The following is an 11,938-nucleotide window of genomic DNA, read 5'->3' as shown; positions in this document are numbered from 1 at the left end:
TAAGAAAGCGTTGAGGACTGTCGGTAAATGAATGTCTGTGTCAAGGTATGGAATGAGCTTTGGGCTTACTGAATCAATGTGTGGGAAAAAGGATATTATATCCTCAAACATAAACCGTTATAACCAAGTGATGAAACAATTAATTGCATGTTGCGGGTTGGATTGCGAAAATTGCGCCGCCCGTATAGCCACTGTCAATAATGACGATGAGCTGAGAGAGAAAACCGCCAAAGAGTGGAGTGTGCTGAACAATACGCCGGAAATTACGGCGGAAACCATCCATTGTATGGGGTGCCGTGCAGACGGGGTGAAGTTTGCCTATTGCAGCGATTATTGTGCTATCCGCAAATGTGTGTACGAAAAAGGTTTCAATACTTGCGGTGACTGTAAGGAACTGGATACTTGCCAGGTGGTAGGTGCCGTTCTTCAGCATGCACTCGGTGCAAGGGAAAATCTTTATTAACCGTAAAATCTTTGATTAAATAAAATATTGCGTATCTTTGCAGTATGACAAAGACATTTAAATCGGATTTGGTTTTGTAAACAATCTGTGTTCCCTGCACAGATTGTCCCCCCTTCGTTTACTCTCGGATAACTTCTTTCGAGAGTGTTTTTTTATTGTTATAATTCAAGTTTAATCCGCATATTATGCTGAAGGTATTGTGATACTTTCCGTATATGCAAAATATAGTAAGAAAATGAGTAACGAAAATAAAACTATCCACGATTTCGAACTTAATTTAATCTGTGACTTTTTCTCCAATATGGAACGGCAAGGCCCTGGCAGTCCTGAAGTGACGTTGAAGGCATTGAGCTTTGTAGACGGTCTTACCGATGAATCCCTTATTGCCGATATCGGTTGTGGAACAGGTGGTCAGACAATGGTATTGGCTGGCCATGTTCCGGGACAGATTACCGGAATTGACCTTTTCCCCGGCTTTATTGACATCTTCAACCGTAATGCAAGGCAGTTGGGCTTGCAGGACAGAGTAAAAGGAATTGTCGGTTCAATGGATGCCCTCCCTTTCGGTGAGGAGGAGCTGGATATGATTTGGTGTGAAGGTGCTATCTATAACATCGGCTTTGAACGTGGCTTGAAGGAGTGGCGTAAATATCTGAAACCGGGAGGGTATATTGCCGTATCCGAGAGTTCATGGTTTACGGACGAACGTCCTGCGGAAATCAATGACTTCTGGATGGACGCCTATTCTGAAATGGATACACTTCCCAATCAGGTAGCCAAGTTGTACAAGGCGGGTTATCTCCCCGTTGCTACATTCATTCTGCCGGAGAATTGCTGGACAGAGCATTACTTTGCTTCAAAGGTTGCGGCTCAGGAGATTTTCCGTAAGAAATATGCCGGTAATAAAATTGCCGAAGAGTTCAGCTCACTCCAAATGATTGAGGATGAACTATACGGCAAATATAAGGAATTCTACGGTTATGTGTTTTTTATTGCTAAGAAGGTAGATTGATGGCAGACTTCTCTTATTGAGGAATGCGGGTATTCTCATGGCAGAATATCCGCATTTTGTGTTTTGAGTGGATTTTATTGTTTTGAGGATGTGCGGAACTTCTGAGGAGGTATTCCCGTATGACGTTTAAAGAATTTGTTGAAGAAGGCCGCATTATTAAAACCTAGACTCACGGCTATATCCTTTATCGGAGTGTTGGCGGTACAAAGTTGTGCTTTGGCATCCATGATGATAGTATTGTTGATGATTTCCATGGCTGTATGTCCTGATTCCTTTTTGACAAGGCGGCAAAGAGCTGCCGGTCTCATATTCATTTTCAATGCATAATAGGACACTTGATGCTCCCGGACATAGTCTGTGTGTACCAATCGGATAAAAATGCGGTATTGGTTGAAATGCCTGCTGCCCGGAGTCTCTTTTATTCTAGGGCGTTCCGGACAGAGTTCGGATATACCTTGTAACAGATAGGTCAGTAGAGTTTGCAATGAAACTAGACTTGAGGGGCTTTCTGTTCTTTGGTAGAGGTGTGACAAATAGGTCATGAACTCGGCATAAAGCTGGAAGTCCGTTTTCGATAGAGGAAAAATATAGTGTTTGCCTATAATGTGAAACTTATCCATCATGACCTTGCCGGCCCCTGAACTCTGGATAAGTTGTTGGGAAAATATGACGACATATATTTCAGCATCGTCTGACGTGTGTAGCAATTGTACGAAGGTCTCGGGAGGAATAACTAGGAGGGTGTTAGCTTCAACCCTGAATTGAGTATGGTTTATGATGGTTTTCAGAACTCCTTTGGTGCATAGAGCGAAGATACTGGCCTTGGTGTGGTATGGCTTTTCCACTAGCGGATTCAGTTCATTGGTTGTGATATGATTGCAGGCAATGAACTCGGCATTTATATTGAATTCGGATATATTCATGTTGGAGATTTTAAGACACAAAAATGGGGGATAATAATGTATAAATGACAGAGATAACAGTTAAAATCAATATTACGCTCAATTTGTCTCTGTTAAATAAGGTAAAGTTGTGAATAATAGAATATATACATGCTAAAACGGAATATTGATTTATAAGGGTTTGTTTGTGGCATAAGCATTTTAGCCCGAACTTTGCTCCTTGTATGATAAAACAATTCTGATGAATCCGAATGTTCCTCAAGAAGTACGTATAATAAATGCCATCTCCGAGCAGTTGTTCAACTCATGGCCCGTCAGCATTATTATGATTGATTTGGAAGATTGTATCTGGCGTCTGAATCAGCAGGTGATGAATGAACTCCATTTGAATGAGTATGTGATAGGGCGGCGTATCACTGACTTATTGGAAGTGGTATGTGATAAAAAGAATGTGTTAGAAGACCTTTTGCTGCAACTTCGGGAGAGGGATGTGCGGATTATTCCCTTAGATATCAATTGCTTTATACGTGAATTGAAGAGTGGTATCAGTTTTCTGATACAAGGTGCTATGGTGGGAATTCATGAAGATGGACAATTGGTGAGGATTGTACTCTATTTCAGGAATGTGTTGGAAGAACGGACACAGAAGCATTTGCTGAATATTGCGCTGAGCCGCACCCAGATATTTCAATGGTCTTTCGACATGGAACATAATCTGATGATTATAGAACCGCGTTATTTTGAATATTTGGGGATTCCTACGCGTGACTATACGCTGACGCCTGAGGAATTCGCATTTCTGATTCATCCGGACGACCGGAAGGGAGTGTTTGATGCTTTGGCTTTACAGTTGCATGGTAATTTGTACGAACGCCCAGTGGAATACCGTCTACGGAGGGGAGACGGCAAGTGGGAGTGGTTTGAGGCGCAATCTACCTATGTGGGGCAATTGACGGATTTGCCGTTCCGTATCATCGGTATTTGCATGAGTACGCAGAAATACAAGGATACGGAGAATAAATTGAACGAGGCTTTGCAGAAAGCGCAACGTAGCGATGAGTTGAAGAGCGTATTTCTTGCTAATATGAGCCACGAGATACGTACGCCACTAAATGCCATTGTGGGCTTCTCTACACTACTGGCTTGTGGGGATGCCGACTTGTCGCGGCAGGAGATTATGGAATTTACGTCTTTGATTGAAAAGAACAGCCAGTTGTTAATGGTGTTGATTTCAGATATTCTGGATTTGTCCAAGATAGAATCGAACACGATGGAATTCCATTTTGAGAAGGTTTCTTTAAATGGCATATTGGAAAGCATTTACAGTGCGCAGAAGATGAATCTTCGGAAAGGAGTGGAGCTACTGCTAGACCTTCCGGACCGGGCGGCAGTTATCTATACAGATCCTACGCGTTTGGGGCAAGTTGTCAACAATCTTATCAATAATGCGGTGAAGTTCACTGCTGAAGGACGCATAACCATAGGGTATAGGCTGAAGGACTTTGCTACATTGGAAGTCTTTGTGGAAGATACGGGAACTGGCATGTCGGAAGAAGTTCTGGCGCACATTTTTGAACGTTTCTATAAGGGAGATGCTTTTGTGCAGGGCACGGGATTGGGATTGGCCATTTGCAGGACTATCGTTGAAAGGTTTCATGGAAAAATAGAAGTGGCTTCAACTCTTGGCAAGGGGAGCCGCTTTGCAATTGTCCTTCCGCAGGAAATGCGGGAGTAGTGTTCTCTTTCTTGGATATTTGATGTAATTATGTGAGCGTATGATATTGTATAACGTTGAAAATCGCTACCTTTGCAGTCTTGAACGATAAATTCATTGACACTATGATATCTGTAGAAGGACTGAAGGTAGAATTTAATGCCACTCCTCTGTTCGAAGACGTCTCTTATGTTATCAATAAGAAAGACCGTATAGCTCTTGTCGGCAAGAATGGTGCCGGTAAGTCCACCATGCTCAAGATATTGGCTGGCATTCAGCAGCCCACTGCCGGCATTGTTGCCGTTCCCCGCGAATGTACTATCGGGTATTTGCCCCAAGTGATGATACTCAGTGACAAGCGCACCGTAATGCAGGAGGCTGAACTTGCCTTCGAGCATATTTTTGAGATGCAGGCGGGCATCGAACGCATGAATCGGCAACTTGCCGAACGTACCGATTACGACAGCGAGGATTACCAGAAACTGATTGACCGCTTCACTCACGAAAACGAACGTTTTCTGATGATGGGCGGCACCAACTACCGTGCCGAAATAGAGCGCACGCTCCAAGGGCTGGGCTTCAGCCGCGAGGACTTTGACCGCTCTACAAGCGAGTTTTCCGGTGGTTGGCGTATGCGTATAGAGCTTGCCAAGCTGTTGCTTCGCCGTCCGGATGTGTTGCTGCTCGACGAGCCTACCAACCACCTTGACATCGAGAGTATCCAGTGGTTGGAGAACTTCCTTTCCACCCGTGCCAATGCGGTGGTGCTTGTCAGCCACGACCGCGCCTTTTTGAACAATGTCACTACGCGTACCATCGAAATAACTTGTGGACGCATTTACGACTATAAAGTGAAATACGATGAGTTTGTGGTGCTTCGCAAGGAGCGCCGGGAGCAGCAACTACGTGCTTACGAGAATCAGCAGAAGCAGATACAAGATACGGAAGATTTCATCGAACGTTTCCGGTACAAAGCTACCAAGGCTGTGCAAGTGCAGAGCCGCATCAAGCAGCTCGAAAAGATAGAGCGCATCGAAGTGGATGAGGAAGACAACTCCTCTTTGCGCCTGAAGTTTGTTTGCAGTAGCCGTAGCGGTAATTATCCCGTTATCTGCGAGGATATGGAGAAATCCTACGGTGGGCACGTTGTTTTCCACGATGTAAATTTGACTATCAACCGAGGAGAGAAGGTTGCTTTTGTCGGTAAGAACGGCGAAGGTAAGTCTACGCTTGTAAAGTGTATTATGGGTGAGATTACGGATTATACCGGTAAGCTTACACTGGGACATAATGTGCAGATTGGATATTTTGCCCAGAACCAGGCACAGCTTTTGGATGAGAGCCTGACTGTATTCGATACGATTGACCGCGTGGCCGTAGGGGATATCCGCCTCAAAATCCGTGATATTCTAGGTGCTTTCATGTTCGGCGGTGAGGCTTCGGATAAAAAGGTGAAGGTGCTCAGCGGTGGAGAGCGTACCCGGCTTGCCATGATAAAACTGCTGTTGGAGCCGGTGAATTTCCTGATTCTCGACGAACCTACGAATCATCTTGACATGCGTTCCAAAGATGTGTTGAAGGAGGCTATCCGCGATTTTGACGGAACGGTGATAATAGTCAGCCATGACCGTGATTTTCTGGACGGACTTGCGACTAAAGTGTACGAGTTTGGTGGCGGACTGGTGAAGGAACATCTGGGAGGAATTTATGATTTCCTGCAAAAGAAGCAGATAGAGAGCCTGAATGAGTTACAGAAATCCCCTTCACTTTCTGCTTCGCCCACTGCCGGTAAGGCGGCATCGGGAAATGTTGGTGCAGAACCGGTTCAACCCTCGGCAGCCAAACTCTCTTATGAGGAGCAGAAGGAGCTTAATAAGAAGCTCAAGAAACTGGAACGTCGCGTTGCCGATTGTGAAGCGGAGATAGAGCAGACGGAGGCTGCCATTGCCATTCTTGAGGCCAGGATGGCCACACCGGAAGGTGCTTCGGACATGTCGCTTTATGAGCAGCACCAAAAACTGAAAGAGCAGCTTGACCGCGTGATGGAAGAGTGGGACGCGGCTACTGTAGAGTTGGAGAATCACTAACTATTATATTTTATATGTTTATGAAAGCAAATCATTTGTTACCCATTGCAGCATTCTGTCTGATGACGGCTTCCTGCAACACCGGCAAGCAGCAGGCTGAACTTACAGCAGGCATCCAGCTCGCCAATCTTGACACAACGGCTCTACCCGGAACTGACTTTTACCAATACGCATGTGGCGGTTGGATGAAGAACAATCCGATTCCTGCTGAATACTCACAGTACGGTTCTTTTACTATCCTTGCAGAAAACAACCGCAAGCAGATTCAAGGACTGATTGAAGAGCTTGCCGCCACCCAGCACGAAGCCGGCAGCGTGGCACAAAAAATCGGTGACTTGTACAAAATCGTAATGGACAGCGTGAAGCTGAACAAGGACGGTGTAGCCCCCATCAAGGCTGAACTCGACCAGCTGGCTGCTTTGAAGGACAAGAAGGAGCTTTATGCCTTGCTGGGCGATATGCAGAAGAAGGGTATCATCGCCTACAACGTGCTGTATGTTGGCGCTGACGAAATGAACAGTAGCATGAATGCTGTACAGACCTATCAGACCGGGCTGAGCATGGGCGAACGTGAATACTATCTGGAGAATGATGAGGCTACTGCCAAAATTCGTGATGCTTTCCGTACACATGTACAGAAGATGTATCAGTTGGCTGGTTTCGACGAGGCTACTGCCAAGAAAGGTATGGAGGTGGTGATGGATGTGGAAACACGTCTTGCCAAGGCTTTCCGCTCTCGTACGGAGTTGCGTGACCCGCATGCCAATTATAACAAGATGAGCATGGAAGAGTTGAAGAAGAATTATCCTACTTTCGATTGGGATGCTTATTTGTCTGCCATGGGCTTGAAGGATGTGAAGGAAATCATCGTAGGCCAGCCCGCTTCACTGAAAGCTGCTGCCGATATTCTGGATACGCTGCCCATTGAACAGCAGAGCCTTTATCTGCAATGGAAATTGATTGATTCTGCCGCAAGCTTGCTGAACGATGCTATGGCAGAACAGAACTTCGACTTCTACAGCCGCACCATGAGCGGTACACAAGAGATGCAGCCCCGCTGGAAGAGAGCGGTAAGCACTGTAAGCAGCGCGCTGGGCGAAGCTGTAGGTCAGATGTATGTGGAGAAATATTTCCCTGCTGCTGCCAAGGAGCGTATGGTGACTTTGGTGAAGAACTTGCAGGAAAGCCTGGGCGAACGTATCCAGAATCTTGCTTGGATGGGTGATTCCACTAAGGTGAAAGCTCTGGAGAAACTGGCTACCTTCCATGTGAAGATTGGTTATCCCGACACTTGGAAAGACTACTCCACACTGGAAATCAAAAACGACTCTTACTGGGCAAACATGGAACGTGCCAACGAGTGGAGCCATGCCGAAATGATAGCCAAGGCCGGCAAGCCGGTGGATAAGGACGAATGGCTGATGACTCCGCAGACCGTCAACGCTTACTATAACCCGACTACGAACGAAATCTGTTTCCCCGCCGGTATCCTGCAATATCCTTTCTTCGATATGAATGCGGATGATGCCTTCAACTATGGTGCCATCGGTGTGGTAATCGGTCATGAGATGACTCACGGATTCGACGACCAGGGTCGCCAGTACGACAAGGACGGTAACCTGAAAGACTGGTGGACTGCTGAAGATGCCAAGAACTTTGACGAGCGTGCTCAGGTGATGGTGAACTTCTTCGATAGCATCGAGGTTGCTCCGGGCGTATATGCCAACGGACGCATGACATTGGGTGAGAATATTGCCGACCACGGTGGTCTGCAGGTTTCTTATCAGGCATTCAAGAAAGCTACGGCTGCCAATTCGCTGCCGGTGCTGGATGGTCTTACTCCCGAACAACGTTTCTTCCTGGCATACGCAGGTGTATGGGCCAATGATATCCGTCCCGAAGAAGTGTTGAACCGCACGAAGAGTGATGTGCACTCATTGGGCGAATGGCGCGTAAACGGTGCATTGCCGCAAATCGGTGCTTGGTATGAGGCATTCAACGTGACAGAAAAAGACCCGATGTTCTTGCCGGTAGAAAAACGTGTATCTATTTGGTAAACCAACAAAATAACCCTTAAAAAAAGGCGGCAGACTGGAAACAGATGCCGCCTTTTTTAATTATACCTAATTTATTGTGTATGAATGTATGTATGAATAAACAAAATTTGTAACTTTGCGCATCAAATACTAATATACGCATACTTTAATACGCAAATCCATGTCTGAAACAAAAAGAATCAAAACAGCTCTGGTATCTGTTTACCATAAGGAAGGTTTGGACGAAATCATTACCAAACTGCATGAAGAAGGTGTAGAGTTCCTCTCAACCGGTGGAACACGTCAGTTTATAGAATCCCTGGGTTATCCCTGCAAGGCAGTGGAAGACCTCACTACATACCCTTCCATCCTGGGCGGACGCGTGAAGACTTTGCATCCGAAGGTTTTTGGAGGTATTCTTTGCCGCCGCGGATTGGAGCAAGACATGCAACAGATTGAAAAATATGAAATCCCCGAAATAGACCTCGTCATTGTTGACCTCTATCCGTTTGAGGCTACCGTTGCCAGTGGTGCCGAAGAACCTGCCATCATCGAAAAGATTGACATAGGCGGTATCTCTCTGATTCGTGCCGCAGCCAAGAACTATAACGACGTGGTTATCATCGCTTCGCAAGCACAATATCAGCCGTTCCGCGACATGCTGATGGAACACGGAGCCACTACTACCATCGAAGAACGCCGTTGGTTTGCCAAAGAGGCTTTCGGAGTGTCTTCACACTATGATTCTGCCATCTTCAACTATTTCGATGGCGAGGAAGGTTCCGCTTTCCGTTGTTCTGCCAACAGCCAGAAGACTTTACGCTATGGCGAGAATCCGCATCAGAAAGGTTATTTCTATGGCAATATTGATGCTATGTTCGACCAGATTCACGGTAAGGAAATCTCTTATAACAACCTGCTCGACATCAATGCTGCCGTTGACTTGATTGACGAATTCAAGGATACGACTTTCGCTATCCTGAAGCATAATAATGCTTGTGGACTGGCTTCACGTCCCACTGTGCTCGAAGCATGGAACGATGCGCTTGCCGGTGACCCGGTATCCGCTTTTGGTGGTGTGCTCATCACTAATGCCGTGATTGACAAGGCTGCTGCCGAAGAAATCAATAAAATTTTCTTTGAGGTGATTATCGCTCCCGATTATGATGTGGATGCGTTGGAAATCCTCGGTCAGAAGAAGAACCGTATTATCCTGGTCCGCAAGCCGGCAGCTCTGCCTAAGAAGCAGTTCCGTTCTTTGCTGAATGGCGTATTGGTTCAGGACCGCGACCTTAAGGTGGAAACTCCTGAAGAATTGAAGACTGTAACTACGAAGGCTCCCACTGCACAGGAAATTGAGGATATGCTCTTTGCAAACAAGATTGTGAAGAACAGTAAGTCGAATGCCATTGTGCTGGCAAAAGGAAAGCAGTTGTTGGCAAGTGGTGTAGGTCAGACCAGCCGTGTGGATGCTTTGAAGCAGGCTATCGAGAAAGCCAAAAACTTCGGTTTCGACTTGAATGGCGCTGTAATGGCAAGTGACGCATTCTTCCCTTTCCCCGACTGCGTGGAAATTGCCGGCAATGAAGGCGTAACAGCCGTCATCCAGCCGGGTGGAAGTATCAAGGATGAACTCTCGTTTGAATATTGCAACGAGCATGGCATTGCCATGGTAACTACTGGGTTCCGTCACTTTAAACACTAAGGTCATTTACTATTTGACGATTTACTATTTACTATTTGCCGGGAGGCGTCATTGTAGGTGGGGGTCGTCAGATAGCAGATCTGCCAAATAGTAAATAGTAAATCATTTAATAGTAAATCAATAGATGGGATTATTCTCCTTTACACAAGAAATAGCGATGGACCTTGGCACAGCCAATACCATCATCACCACGAATGGCAAGATTGTGGTGGATGAGCCTTCGGTGGTGGCTTTGGACCGTCGTACCGATAAGATGATTGCCGTGGGTGACAAGGCAAAGATGATGCACGAAAAGACCCACGAAAACATACGTACCATCCGTCCGTTGCGCGACGGTGTGATTGCCGACTTCTATGCCTGCGAGCAGATGATACGCGGACTTATCAAGATGGTGAACAACCGTAACCGTCTCTTCTCTCCGTCACTCCGTATGGTAATCGGGGTTCCTTCGGGCAGTACCGAAGTGGAGCTGCGTGCCGTGCGCGACTCTGCCGAGCATGCCGGCGGGCGCGACGTTTATTTGATTTTCGAGCCGATGGCTGCTGCCATCGGTATCGGTATCGATGTAGAGGCTCCCGAAGGCAACATGATTGTTGACATAGGTGGTGGTTCTACGGAAATTGCCGTTATCTCTTTGGGAGGTATCGTAAGTAACAACTCCATCCGCATTGCCGGTGACGACTTGACTGCCGATATTCAGGAATACATGAGCCGCCAGCACAACGTGAAGGTCAGCGAGCGTATGGCTGAGCGTATTAAGATTAATGTGGGTGCTGCCTTGACGGAACTCGGTGAGGATGCTCCTGAAGACTATATCGTTCATGGTCCGAACCGCATCACGGCATTGCCCATGGAAGTGCCGGTATGCTATCAGGAAGTGGCGCATTGCTTGGAGAAGTCTATCTCTAAGATTGAGACAGCCATCTTGAGCGCATTGGAAAATACGCCTCCCGAATTGTATGCCGACATCGTTCACAACGGTATCTATCTTGCCGGTGGCGGTGCATTGCTTCGTGGACTGGATAAGCGTCTGACTGATAAAATAAACATACCGTTCCACATTGCGGAAGACCCCTTGCATGCCGTTGCCAAAGGTACGGGCGTGGCATTGAAGAACGTTGACCGCTTCTCATTCTTGATGCGGTAATGCGAAATTTATTAAACTTTCTCATTAAATATAATTACTGGTTCCTCTTTCTTCTGTTAGAGGTTGCCAGTTTTATTTTATTATTTCGCTTTAATCATTACCAGCAGAGTGTGTATTTCACCTCTGCCAATGGCGTGGCGGGGAAGGTTTATGAAATATCGGGTGGCATCACTTCCTATTTCCACTTGAAGACGGCCAACGAAGACCTGCTCGACCGCAACATGTGGCTGGAGCAGCGGCTTTCGTTTCTGGAAAATGTCTTGAAGGAGAAAGGATTGGACTCCGCCAGGTTGTACAGCATGGAACGGCTTGCTCCTACGGAGTATCAGATATTCAAGGCGAATGTCATAAAGAACAGCTTGAACAAGGCTGACAATTATATCACTTTAGACCGTGGAACAACAGAAGGTATCCGTCCTGAGATGGGAGTTGTAGATGCCAATGGCGTGGTGGGTATTGTGTATAAGACCTCTCCCCATTACTCGTTGGTCATTCCGTTGCTGAACAGCAAGTCAAGCATCAGCTGTAAGATTGTGGGCAGTGATTATTTCGGTTATTTGAAGTGGGAGGGAGGTAATTCCCGTTTTGCCTATCTGAAGGATTTGCCCCGGCATGCCGAATTCAATCTGGGAGATACAGTAGTGACCAGCGGCTATTCCACCGTGTTTCCAGAAGGTGTCATGGTGGGGACGGTGGATGACATGTCTGACTCGCACGACGGGCTTTCGTATCTGTTGAAGATAAAGCTGGCTACGGACTTTGGAAAGGTGAGCAATGTGCGCGTCATTTCCCGCAACGGGCAGGATGAACAAAAGGCATTGGAGTCGAGGGCAGACGAGAAGTGACTAAGAAATTAGGGATTAGGGGTTAAG

General features: G+C 46.5%; 9 protein-coding genes. 8 read left to right on the top strand and 1 reads right to left on the bottom strand.

From position 1 onward, the window contains the following. Positions 1-130 precede the first annotated feature (130 nt). Positions 131-463 (top strand): DUF3795 domain-containing protein, encoded by a 333-nt coding sequence (locus DWX62_RS15080; RefSeq protein WP_117681364.1) that lies wholly within the window; start codon positions 131-133, stop codon positions 461-463. Positions 464-698: 235 nt separating this feature from the next. After that, the gene (locus tag DWX62_RS15075) at positions 699-1,475 is read left to right on the top strand and encodes a class I SAM-dependent methyltransferase (protein ID WP_165859025.1); all 777 of its coding nucleotides are present in this window, start codon (positions 699-701) and stop codon (positions 1,473-1,475) included. A gap of 74 nt (positions 1,476-1,549) precedes the next feature. On the opposite strand, the gene DWX62_RS15070 is transcribed toward DWX62_RS15075, so the two are convergent. After that, positions 1,550-2,398 carry a helix-turn-helix domain-containing protein gene (locus DWX62_RS15070; RefSeq protein ID WP_005828555.1) on the bottom strand — a complete coding sequence of 283 codons (849 nt, stop codon included), beginning with the start codon at positions 2,396-2,398 and terminating at the stop codon, positions 1,550-1,552. 220 nt (positions 2,399-2,618) lie between these two features. Between DWX62_RS15070 and DWX62_RS15065 the strand changes: the two genes are divergently transcribed. The 6 genes from DWX62_RS15065 to mreC all read left to right on the top strand — a co-directional run bounded on the left by DWX62_RS15065 (position 2,619) and on the right by mreC (position 11,911). Then, positions 2,619-4,112 (top strand): ATP-binding protein, encoded by a 1,494-nt coding sequence (locus tag DWX62_RS15065; protein WP_005828554.1) that lies wholly within the window; start codon positions 2,619-2,621, stop codon positions 4,110-4,112. Between the two features lie 104 nt (positions 4,113-4,216). Further along, complete coding sequence (abc-f, locus tag DWX62_RS15060; RefSeq protein WP_008665967.1) at positions 4,217-6,178, top strand: ribosomal protection-like ABC-F family protein; 1,962 nt, start codon at positions 4,217-4,219, stop codon at positions 6,176-6,178. Between the two features lie 20 nt (positions 6,179-6,198). Next, a complete protein-coding gene (locus DWX62_RS15055) occupies positions 6,199-8,235 on the top strand; it encodes a M13 family metallopeptidase (RefSeq protein WP_057256654.1) in 2,037 nt (678 codons plus the stop codon). Between the two features lie 160 nt (positions 8,236-8,395). Beyond that, positions 8,396-9,919, top strand: a complete 1,524-nt coding sequence (gene purH, locus DWX62_RS15050) for a bifunctional phosphoribosylaminoimidazolecarboxamide formyltransferase/IMP cyclohydrolase (RefSeq protein WP_009037258.1) — start codon at positions 8,396-8,398, stop codon at positions 9,917-9,919. 124 nt (positions 9,920-10,043) lie between these two features. After that, positions 10,044-11,066 carry a rod shape-determining protein gene (locus DWX62_RS15045; protein WP_005828544.1) on the top strand — a complete coding sequence of 341 codons (1,023 nt, stop codon included), beginning with the start codon at positions 10,044-10,046 and terminating at the stop codon, positions 11,064-11,066. Beyond that, entirely contained in the window at positions 11,066-11,911 is an 846-nt protein-coding gene (gene mreC, locus DWX62_RS15040; protein ID WP_005828542.1) for a rod shape-determining protein MreC, read from the top strand. Before DWX62_RS15045 ends, mreC begins: the two co-directional genes overlap by 1 nt. Positions 11,912-11,938 lie beyond the last annotated feature (27 nt).

The sequence above is a fragment of the Bacteroides sp. AF20-13LB genome (genome assembly GCF_003603065.1).
Taxonomy (GTDB): domain Bacteria; phylum Bacteroidota; class Bacteroidia; order Bacteroidales; family Bacteroidaceae; genus Bacteroides; species Bacteroides uniformis.
Note: the sequence above shows the minus strand (reverse complement) of the source record. Positions and strands in the feature narration are given on the sequence as shown.

What these genes read in the sequence shown, in the direction of transcription:
- DWX62_RS15075 (WP_165859025.1), top strand. Translation starts at nt 699, where the DNA reads ATGAGTAACGAAAATAAAACTATCCACGATTTCGAACTTAATTTAATC.
- DWX62_RS15065 (WP_005828554.1), top strand. Translation starts at nt 2,619, where the DNA reads ATGAATCCGAATGTTCCTCAAGAAGTACGTATAATAAATGCCATCTCC.
- DWX62_RS15070 (WP_005828555.1), bottom strand. Translation starts at nt 2,398, where the DNA reads ATGAATATATCCGAATTCAATATAAATGCCGAGTTCATTGCCTGCAAT.
- DWX62_RS15055 (WP_057256654.1), top strand. Translation starts at nt 6,199, where the DNA reads ATGAAAGCAAATCATTTGTTACCCATTGCAGCATTCTGTCTGATGACG.
- abc-f (WP_008665967.1), top strand. Translation starts at nt 4,217, where the DNA reads ATGATATCTGTAGAAGGACTGAAGGTAGAATTTAATGCCACTCCTCTG.
- purH (WP_009037258.1), top strand. Translation starts at nt 8,396, where the DNA reads ATGTCTGAAACAAAAAGAATCAAAACAGCTCTGGTATCTGTTTACCAT.
- mreC (WP_005828542.1), top strand. Translation starts at nt 11,066, where the DNA reads ATGCGAAATTTATTAAACTTTCTCATTAAATATAATTACTGGTTCCTC.
- DWX62_RS15045 (WP_005828544.1), top strand. Translation starts at nt 10,044, where the DNA reads ATGGGATTATTCTCCTTTACACAAGAAATAGCGATGGACCTTGGCACA.
- DWX62_RS15080 (WP_117681364.1), top strand. Translation starts at nt 131, where the DNA reads ATGAAACAATTAATTGCATGTTGCGGGTTGGATTGCGAAAATTGCGCC.